This window comes from Streptomyces europaeiscabiei, assembly GCF_001550375.1.
GTDB classification, from domain to species: domain Bacteria; phylum Actinomycetota; class Actinomycetes; order Streptomycetales; family Streptomycetaceae; genus Streptomyces; species Streptomyces europaeiscabiei.
Window position 1 is genome coordinate 18,141 of the sequence record NZ_LRTR01000864.1, and the last position, 8,888, is coordinate 27,028.

Annotated in this window: 11 protein-coding genes; 9 read left to right on the plus strand and 2 right to left on the minus strand. The window is 69.8% G+C overall.

Annotated elements, in window-relative coordinates; genetic code table 11:
• Nucleotides 1-66 precede the first annotated feature (66 nt).
• Genes AWZ10_RS43955 through AWZ10_RS43965 form a run of 3 tightly spaced genes read left to right on the plus strand, consistent with a single transcriptional unit; the run spans nt 67 to nt 3,041 of the window.
• Nucleotides 67-1,524 (plus strand): menaquinone biosynthesis decarboxylase, encoded by a 1,458-nt coding sequence (locus AWZ10_RS43955; RefSeq protein WP_046704120.1) that lies wholly within the window; start codon nt 67-69, stop codon nt 1,522-1,524.
• Nucleotides 1,521-2,423: a menaquinone biosynthesis prenyltransferase MqnP gene (mqnP, locus tag AWZ10_RS43960; protein WP_046704119.1), complete on the plus strand. Its 903-nt coding sequence runs from the start codon at nt 1,521-1,523 to the stop codon at nt 2,421-2,423. Before AWZ10_RS43955 ends, mqnP begins: the two co-directional genes overlap by 4 nt.
• 45 nt (nt 2,424-2,468) lie before the next feature.
• A complete protein-coding gene (locus AWZ10_RS43965) occupies nt 2,469-3,041 on the plus strand; it encodes a Uma2 family endonuclease (protein WP_046704118.1) in 573 nt (190 codons plus the stop codon).
• Here AWZ10_RS43965 and AWZ10_RS43970 read toward each other — a convergent pair.
• Complete coding sequence (locus tag AWZ10_RS43970; RefSeq protein WP_046704117.1) at nt 3,031-3,654, minus strand: rhomboid family intramembrane serine protease; 624 nt, start codon at nt 3,652-3,654, stop codon at nt 3,031-3,033. The genes AWZ10_RS43965 and AWZ10_RS43970 overlap by 11 nt on opposite strands.
• A 91-nt stretch (nt 3,655-3,745) precedes the next feature.
• Here AWZ10_RS43970 and AWZ10_RS43975 point away from each other — a divergent pair, with 91 nt between their 5' ends.
• The 6 genes from AWZ10_RS43975 (at nt 3,746) to AWZ10_RS44000 (ending at nt 8,256) form a co-directional block, all read left to right on the plus strand.
• Nucleotides 3,746-4,444, plus strand: a complete 699-nt coding sequence (locus tag AWZ10_RS43975; protein ID WP_079104691.1) for a UbiX family flavin prenyltransferase — start codon at nt 3,746-3,748, stop codon at nt 4,442-4,444.
• A 130-nt stretch (nt 4,445-4,574) separates the two neighbouring features.
• A complete protein-coding gene (locus AWZ10_RS43980) occupies nt 4,575-5,030 on the plus strand; it encodes an Lrp/AsnC family transcriptional regulator (protein WP_046704116.1) in 456 nt (151 codons plus the stop codon).
• Nucleotides 5,031-5,095: 65 nt separating this feature from the next.
• Nucleotides 5,096-6,259, plus strand: a complete 1,164-nt coding sequence (mqnE, locus tag AWZ10_RS43985) for an aminofutalosine synthase MqnE (RefSeq protein ID WP_060893969.1) — start codon at nt 5,096-5,098, stop codon at nt 6,257-6,259.
• Between the two features lie 235 nt (nt 6,260-6,494).
• Complete coding sequence (locus AWZ10_RS43990; RefSeq protein WP_060893970.1) at nt 6,495-7,019, plus strand: GNAT family N-acetyltransferase; 525 nt, start codon at nt 6,495-6,497, stop codon at nt 7,017-7,019.
• A gap of 111 nt (nt 7,020-7,130) precedes the next feature.
• Nucleotides 7,131-7,514: a DUF4229 domain-containing protein gene (locus tag AWZ10_RS43995; protein ID WP_060893971.1), complete on the plus strand. Its 384-nt coding sequence runs from the start codon at nt 7,131-7,133 to the stop codon at nt 7,512-7,514.
• A gap of 82 nt (nt 7,515-7,596) precedes the next feature.
• The gene (locus AWZ10_RS44000; RefSeq protein WP_060893972.1) at nt 7,597-8,256 is read left to right on the plus strand and encodes a TetR/AcrR family transcriptional regulator; all 660 of its coding nucleotides are present in this window, start codon (nt 7,597-7,599) and stop codon (nt 8,254-8,256) included.
• A gap of 216 nt (nt 8,257-8,472) precedes the next feature.
• On the opposite strand, the gene AWZ10_RS44005 is transcribed toward AWZ10_RS44000, so the two are convergent.
• Nucleotides 8,473-8,888 (minus strand): MaoC/PaaZ C-terminal domain-containing protein (locus AWZ10_RS44005; protein ID WP_279616678.1); only part of this gene is annotated, 416 nt, incomplete at its 5' end.

Here is an 8,888-nt window from a genome sequence, read left to right on the forward strand (position 1 = left end):
GACGGCGGGGCCGTGCGCGGGGCCCCGTGACGGGGTCAGGGTAGCCCCTCGGGGATACTTGGCCCCATGGCTTACGACGATCTTCGCTCCCTGCTCCGCGCACTGGAGCGCGAGGGCGATCTCAAGCGCATCAAGGCCGAGGTCGACCCCTACCTGGAGGTCGGGGAGATCGTCGACCGGGTCAACAAGGCCGGCGGCCCCGCCCTGCTCTTCGAGAACGTGAAGGGCTCCTCGATGCCCCTCGCGATGAACGTCTTCGGCACGGACCGCCGCCTGCTGAAGGCCCTCGGCCTCAAGTCGTACGCCGAGATCAGCGAGAAGATCGGCGGCCTGCTCAAGCCCGCGCTGCCGCAGGGCTTCGTGGGCGTGCGCGAGGCGTTCGGGAAACTCGGCGCGATGACGCACGTCCCGCCGAAGAAGGTGAAGGCGGACAGCGCCCCCGTCCAGGAGGTAGTCCTCCAGGGTGACGACGTGGACCTGGAGCAGTTGCCGGCGCTGTTCACCTGGCCGAAGGACGGCGGCTCCTTCTTCAACCTCGGGCTCACCCACACCAAGCACCCCGAGACCGGCGTACGCAACCTCGGCCTCTACCGCCTCCAGCGCCACGACAGGCGCACCATCGGCATGCACTGGCAGATCCACAAGGACAGCCGCAACCACTACCAGGTGGCCGCCAAGCGCGGCGAGCGCCTGCCGGTCGCCATCGCCTTCGGCTGCCCCCCGGCCGTGACCTACGCCTCCACCGCACCCCTGCCCGGCGACATCGACGAGTACCTGTTCGCCGGGTTCGTCTCGGGGAAGCGGATCGAGATGGTCGACTGCAAGACGGTGCCGCTGCAGGTGCCGGCACAGGCGGAGGTCGTGATCGAGGGCTGGCTGGAGCCCGGCGAGATGCTCCCCGAGGGCCCGTTCGGCGACCACACCGGCTTCTACACCCCGCAGGAACCGTTCCCCGCCCTGAAGATCGACTGCGTGACGATGCGGAAGCGGCCGTTGCTCCAGTCGATCGTCGTCGGCCGCCCGCCGACGGAGGACGGGCCCCTGGGCCGCGCGACGGAACGCTTCTTCCTGCCGCTGTTGAAGATCATCGTCCCGGACATCGTGGACTACCACCTCCCCGAGGCGGGCGGGTTCCACAACTGCGCGATCATCTCGATCGACAAGAAGTACCCCAAGCACGCGCAGAAGGTCATGCACGCGATCTGGGGCGCCCACATGATGTCCCTGACCAAGCTGATCGTGGTGGTCGACTCCGACTGCGACGTCCACGACCTCCACGAGGTCGCCTGGCGCGCCCTCGGCAACACGGACTACGCCCGCGACCTCTCCGTGGTCGAGGGCCCCGTGGACCACCTGGACCACGCCTCCTACCAGCAGTTCTGGGGCGGCAAGGCGGGTATCGACGCCACGAAGAAGTGGGTCGAGGAGGGCTACACGCGGGACGGGGGCTGGCCCGACATGGTCGAGTCGGACCCGGCCACGGCGGCCCTGGTCGACCGCCGCTGGAAGGAGTACGGCCTGTGAGCAGCGCCTCCGCCGCGATCCCGCAGCCGGGCCGGACGAAAGCCTTCCTCCGGCTGGTGATGATCGAGCACTCGGTCTTCGCGCTCCCCTTCGCGTACATCGCCGCGCTCACCGCCATGTTCCGGCTGGACGGCAACATCCACTGGGCCCGGCTGCTCCTCGTCACCATCTGCATGGTGGGCCTGCGCACGTTCGCGATGGCGGTCAACCGGATCATCGACCGCGAGATCGACGCCCGTAACCCGCGTACGGCGCACCGCGAACTGGTGACCGGCGCGATGTCGGTCAAGCACGCCTGGACGGGCGCCCTGATCGCGCTGGTGATCTTCCTCGGCGCGGCGGCCCTGCTGAACCCCCTCTGCCTCGCCCTGGCCCCCATCGCCGTGATCCCGATGGTCGTCTACCCCTACGGCAAACGCTTCACGAACTACCCCCAGGCCATCCTCGGCCTCGCCCAGGCCATGGGTCCCATCGGCGGCTGGCTCGCCATCACGGGGGAGTGGTCCTGGGAGGCCGTGGTCCTCGGCCTGGCGGTCGGCATCTGGATCGGCGGCTTCGACCTCATCTACGCCTGCCAGGACATCGACTCCGACCGCGAGTCCGGCGTCCTGTCGGTCCCGGCCCGCTTCGGCATCCCGGCGGCGATCTGGTCGGCGAGGGTCTGCCACGCCGTCACCACCGCGCTGTTCGTCTGGTACGCCGTCGTCACCGACGCGGGTGCCTTCCTCTGGCTGGGGCTGCTGATCATCGCGGGTGCGTTCGTGTACGAGCACACGATCGTGCGGCCGCACGACCTGTCCCGCCTGAACCGGGCGTTCTTCTCCGTCAACGGGTTCATCGGGATTGCCCTGTTCGTGTGTGCGCTGCTGGATCTTCTGGTTCGGGGTCTGACCCTCTGATTACCGTCGGCCTACCATCGAGGGCAGGACCCCAGGGAGGCCAGCGTGACCGTCTCGGGCATTGACCGCCTGCACTCGCAGCTCAGCAGGCTGGAGGACATGTTCCCCGGCTATCTGACGGAGATTGTCGAGGGCAGCATCGTGATGAACCCTGTCAGGCCGTTCCACGGAAAAACGATCCTGAGGGTGTCGGCGAACCTGGAGGAGCAGCTTCCGCCGGACTGGGCGCTGGTGAGCGATGTGGCTTTCCCTTTCGACGATGCCAACGAGTTCTGCCCGGACATCGCGGTCATCCCGGCCGCGGCGGAGGCGGAGAACCGCAGCTCGTATCCCGCCGATCTGATCGAGTTCGTGGCCGAAGTGGTGTCGCCGGAGAGCATCCGCCGCGACTACGAGATCAAGCCTCGCTGGTACGCCTCCCGAGGCATCACCCACTACGTGATCCTGGATCCGCTCAAGGGCCACGCCGTCATGATGTGGAATCCCGGCCCCGACGGCTACCGGGGCCGGGACACCATCTCCTACGGCCCGGACCTGACCGTCGGCTCTCCCTTCGGCAAGCTCACGATCGCCACCGCCCGCCTCCCCGTGGACCCGAAGGCGCGCCCTACGCCGTGAGCGCCGAACGGGGCTCGCGCCGCCGGAACAGGAACGCCGCCACCACCCCCGTCACCAGCCCGATCAGATGCCCCTGCCAGCTGATGCCCGTCTCGGTCGGGGCGATGCCCCCGAGGATCGAGCCGCCCCACACCGCGGCGACGAGCACACCCACCGCGACGCCCAGCAGCCGACGCTCCACGAACCCGCTGACGACCAGGAACCCGAAGAGCCCGAAGACGACGCCGGAGGCGCCCGCCGTGTTCGTGTTGTCCGGGGATATCAGCCAGACACCCAGCCCGTCCGCGACGATGATCAGCGCACACACGGCGACGAAACGGCGCAGCCCACCGAGCGCCGAGAGGAACCCCAGCACCAGCAACGGCACGCTGTTCGCCGCGACATGGGCGAAGCCGAAGTGGATGAACGCGGCGGGCACGACATCCACCAGCTCGGGCACCGAGCGCGGAATGATCCCGAAGTCGTCCAGCGCGTGACCGCTCGCCGCGTCGATCACTTCGAGCAGCCACAGCAGCGCCACCCAGCCCACCATCAGCTTGGCCGCGGCCTTCGCACGGTCCCCGCGCGACCACTCCCGCTCAGGGCTGAGCGCCCCGCGTACTCCACCAGCCATGTCGAACCCCCGAGTCAACTCGTCCCTTCCGGGAAACGACCGTGCCCCCTTGACCGGTTCCCGTCCCGCGGCGCCGGATAGGCTCGGTGCCGTGAACCCAGTCAAGCCAGGAGAGACGCCGCGTACGCCTTGGATCGTAGGGGTGTCCGGCGCATCCGGCACCCCATACGCCGCGGCTGTGCTGCGCGCGCTCCTCGCCGCCGACGAGAGCGTCGACCTCGTGGTGTCCCGGGCCTCGCGGCTGACCCTGCTGGACGAGACGGGAATCCCCTTCCGGGACGCCCACTGGCGCGACGACCTGCGCGAATGGCTGTCCCGAGGCGCCGACGGCAAACCCGGCACGTTCACCGCGGACGTCGACGGCGACCGCGTACGGCACTGGAGCGCCGGTGACCTGGGCGCCGGACCGTCCTCGGGCTCGTACCCGGTCAAGGGGATGCTGATCGTCCCCGCGTCGACGGCGTGTGTCGCGGGCGTGGCCCTGGGCCTCTCCAAGGACCTGCTGCAACGGGCGGCGAGCGTGACCCTCAAGGAGGGCCGGCGTCTCGTGGTCGCCGTGCGCGAGACCCCGTTGAACGGGCAGACCCTGCGGCACCTGGTGACCCTGGACGAGGCGGGCGCGACCGTGCTGCCCGCGTCCCCGGCCTTCTACGCGGGGGCCACGCACATCCAGGACCTGGTGGACTTCGTCGCCGGACGGGTGCTGGACGCGGCGGGCGTCCCGCACACCCTGTACCGGCGCTGGGAGGGCGACGTGGGCGGGGCGCGCGCTTCCCACCCGGCAACCTGAGCGCCGTCCACGCTCACTTCTCGCCCCGTATCACTTTCACGCAGCACCCCACGCACCACTCACGCAGCACCCCACGCACCACTCACGCAGCACCCACAACGCAACTCTTCAGCGGAAGGCAACCGATCGCATGGACGCGGTGGACAGGCAGCTCATCCAGGCCCTGAGGGAGAACGGCCGGGCCTCCTACGCGGAGCTGGGACGCCTCGTCGGTCTGTCGGGACCCAGTGTCACCGACCGCATCAACCGGCTGGAGGCGGCCGGTGTCATCACCGGCTATCGGGCCACCGTCGACGCGGCCTCCCTAGGCCTCGGCGTGACCGCGCTCATCGGCATCTCGCTCTCCGACGCCGCCGACCACGAGGACGTGGCGACGCGGCTGCGGGACCTGGCGGAGATCGAGGACTGCTGGTTCATCGCGGGCGACGACTCGTTCATGCTCAAGGTGCGCGCCCCGGACGTCGACGGCCTGGAGAAGACCATCCGCCGGCTCTCCGGCACCCACGGTGTCTCCCGGACGCGAACGACGATCGTGCTCTCCACGAAGTGGGAGAACCGGGTGGGTGAGCTGCCGGAGGAGGAGTAGGGGAGTAGACGTAGGGTTGACGAGGTCTTCGAGGCAGGGCAGGTCGGTCGGTGAAAGGTGTGGGCATGGACGTCGGGCTCAAGCGCGAGCTGGAGGAGAAGGTCCGCTCCGGCGAGCGGCTGACCCGCGAGGACGGCATCGCGCTGTACGCGTCGGACGACCTGGCCTGGCTGGGCGGTCTGGCGCACGAGGTGCGGACGCGGAAGAACGGCGACGTCGTCCACTTCAACGTCAACCGCCACCTCAACATGACCAACGTGTGCACGGCGTCGTGCGCGTACTGCTCCTTCCAGCGCAAGCCGGGGGAGAAGGACGCGTACACGATGCGCATCGAGGAGGCGGTGAAGCTCGCCAAGTCGATGGAGGGCGAGAACCTCACCGAGCTGCACATCGTCAACGGCCTGCACCCGAACCTCCCGTGGCGCTACTACCCGCGCTCGCTGAAGGAACTGAAGGCCGCCCTCCCGAACGTGTCGCTGAAGGCCTTCACGGCCACGGAGATCCACCACTTCGAGACGATCAGCGGCCTGTCGGCGTCGGAGATCCTGGACGAGCTGATCGACGCGGGGCTGGAGTCCCTCACCGGCGGCGGCGCGGAGATCTTCGACTGGGAGGTCCGGCAGCACATCGTCGACCACCGCACCCACTGGGAGGACTGGTCGCGGATCCACCGCCTGGCGCACGAGAAGGGTCTCAAGACCCCCTGCACCATGCTCTACGGCCACATCGAGGAGCCGCGCCACCGCGTGGACCACGTCCTGCGTCTGCGTGAGCTCCAGGACGAGACCGGCGGCTTCCAGGTCTTCATCCCGCTGCGCTACCAGCACGACTTCGTCGACATGCAGGACGGCAAGGTGCGCAACCGCCTCCAGGCGCGCACCCAGATGGCGACCGGCGCGGAGGCGCTGAAGACCTTCGCGGTGTCGAGGCTGTTGTTCGACAACGTCCCCCACGTCAAGGTCTTCTGGGTCATGCACGGCGTCCAGACGGCCCAGCTGGCGCTGCAGCACGGCGCCGACGACATGGACGGCTCGGTCGTCGAGTACAAGATCACCCACGACGCGGACAACTACGGCACGCCGAACAAGCTGACCCGCGAGGACCTGTTGGACCTCATCCGCGACGCCGGCTTCCGCCCGGTCGAACGCAACACGAAGTACGAGATCATCCGCGAGTACGACGGCCCGGACCCGGCGCGTCGCGAGGCCCCCCAGCCGATGCGGGTCTGACACGACCGGTGGGGCTTCTCGCGCAAAGAAGCACGGGGCGCAGCCCCTGCTCTTTCAGGGGCACGGGGAACTGCGCGAGAAGCCCCATCGGACCCGCGGACGGGGGCCGAAGGGGCGCAGCCCCTGGATGGGGGCACCTCCGCTCAGCGAAGCCGAGAGTGGGGGAGGGACGGGTAGGGGCGGCGGGGGCGAATCCCTCTTGAGACGACCCGCACGTAATGGCTACGGTCACCTCATGCCCCTTACGTTCCACCTGGACCCACCCCTCACCCCCGCCCTCCAAGAAGGCATCCTCACCCTCTGGACAGCGGTCTCCAACGCGGGCGGAGCCGTGGGCTTCGTCCCCCCGGTCACCCCGGAGGTCGTACGCCCGGAACTCCTCAAGCACCTGATCGCCATGGCGGAAGGCAGACACCGTCTCCTCCTCGGCCTCGACGACCACGGCACCCCCGCCGCCACCGCCTTCTTCAGCTTCAACACCCACCGCCTGCAGACCCACTGGGTCTGGCTGTACACGGTGATGGTCCACCCCGCCCACCAGGGCAAGGGCTACGGCCGCGACCTCATGAGGGCGGCCGAATCCGCGGCCCGCGGCTTCGACGGCATAGACGCGATCCGCCTCGGCTGCCGAGGCGGCCTGGGCCTGGAACACTTCTACGCCTCGTGCGGCTACAAGGAGGTCGGCCGAGTCCCCGACGCCATCCGCGTCGCCCCCGACGACCACCGCGACGACATCACGATGCTCCTGCCCCTGACCTGAGGCCGGCCCGACACGGCGCCCACACCCCCCTGCAAGATCGCACGCCGACCGTGCTTCACTGGACGGTGCCCTGTGGCAATGTCCGGAACGGAAACGGAAGAGTGGATTGAGATGCTCCGCTACACACTGATGCGCCTCGGCATCTTCGTGGGCTGCTTCGTGGTCGTCTGGGCCCTCGTCTACTCCGGCATCGCCCCGCGCGGCCTCGGCGCCTCCAACGGCATGTGGATCGTCGTCCTCTCCCTCCTGGTCTCCGCGCCGATCAGCTTCGTCGCCCTCCGCAAGGAGCGCGACCGGGCCTCCGCCCGGATCGCCCCCCGCCTCGACCGCTCCATCGGCCGCGTCAAGTCCAACCTCGCGGCCAACCGCAGCCAGGAGGACGAGGTGGACGACGAGGCGAGGACCCAGAGCCCGGAGACGGCCGAGCCGGTCGCCGCCGCCGAGAGCGCCGAGCCGGCCGAGGCCGCCCAGCCGGTGTCCGGCAAGACTTCGTAGCGCCGTTCACGGGACCGCGGCGGCAATACCCTCGCCCGACGCGCGGGTCCGTCCCCGCCGTCGGAACCGTACGCTTGCCCGCATGGGTGCTGTGAAGAGCAAACGGATGCCCCGCGCGGTGCGGGAACAGCAAATGCTGGACGCGGCGGTGCGGACCTTCGGGCAGCGCGGTTACCGGGCCGCGTCGATGGACGAGATCGCCGAACTGGCGGGCGTGTCCAAGCCGTTGGTGTACCTGTACCTGAACTCCAAGGAAGACCTCTTCACGGCCTGCATCCGCCGCGAGGCCAAGGCGCTGACCACCGCGGTACGCGCGGGCGTGAACCCCGAACTGCCCGCCGACCGCCAACTCTGGGAAGGACTGCGGGCGTTCTTCACACACACCGGGCGCAACCCGGACGCCTGGGCCGTGCTGCATCTCCAGGCCCGTACGCACGGCGAGCCGTTCGCCGCCGAAGTGGCGGCGATGCGTGAGGAGATGGTGGCGTTCGTGACCGGACTCATCCTGGTCGGCGCCCGGGAGGCCCGCCGCGACCCGTCGCTGCCCGAGCGTGAGGTCGCCGGTCTCGCCGAGGGCCTCGTAGGCGCCGCCGAGGCCCTCGCCGCCTGGGCCAACGCCACCCCCGGCATCACCGCCCGCCAGGCCGCCGCGACCCTGATGAACTTCGCGTGGGCGGGGCTGGGCGACCTGATGGAGGGCCACCCCTGGACACCGCCGCCTGCGGGAGAGCTCGGGGAGTGACGTTCGAGGGGCGGGTGCGTCGGCGGGTGCGGGTGGTTCGTGGTTGCTCGCGCAGTTCCCCGCGCCCCTGAAGAGCAGGGGTCGCGCCCCTTGCCTTTCGGCCCGCAGGGGCCGTTGTCGCCCACCCGCACCCGAAGGGCGACCTCTTCACGCCGCGCACTCCACGACCGTGTCCGGGGCGACGCCCACACTCGTGAACGCGATGTTCACGTGTGCTCAGGCAACGAGCGGGTACACCTGGCCCCTCACATGGACCCATGAACGGACCTGCTCTCCGCCCGGCCCGGGGGCGTCGCCGCTCCGCAGTTCGAAGCCGCCCCACGCCTGTCCGTCCGCGGCGTACGTCACCGCGCCCGGCAGCGGTACCGGGGCCCGGAACTCCGCGCGGACCAGGGTCGCCGGGGGCGTGCCGTGCTCGGCGAGACACCGGGCCACGGTCCACATGCCGTGCGCGATCGGCCGGGGGAAACCGAACAGGCGGGCACCTAGCGGATGCAGATGGATCGGATTGCGGTCGCCGGACACCGCCCCGTACCGCCGCCCGACATCCCCGGCCAGCCGCCACTCGGCGACGGCGGGCAACGCCTTCCGCTCCTCCCGCGCCCGCTCGCGCGCATCGGCGCGCCCGTCCT